Genomic DNA, 259 nt, shown 5'->3' on the forward strand with positions numbered 1-259 from the left:
GGACGTGACCGTCGCCTGCATGGACGTGCCGCGGATGGAGGCGACCGGCTTCGGCGTGATGCATGTCGACGAGGACGACCGGATCGTCGATTTCGTCGAGAAGCCCGCCGACCCGCCGGCGATCCCCGGCAATCCGGAGATCGCGCTGGCCTCGCTGGGCATCTACGTCTTCGCGACCAAGTTCCTGATCGAGGAACTGCGCCGCGATGCCGCCACCGAAGGATCCGCACGCGACTTCGGGAAGGACATCATCCCGTAT

At 66.0% G+C, this 259-nt stretch carries 1 protein-coding gene; it reads left to right on the plus strand.

Features of this window, described 5'->3' with window-relative positions:
* The coding region (locus AC0IYH_RS32380; protein ID WP_471838432.1) for a sugar phosphate nucleotidyltransferase at window positions 1-259 on the plus strand (259 nt) is incomplete at both ends.

The sequence above is a fragment of the Pseudomonas sp. AC463 genome, from assembly GCF_979253585.1.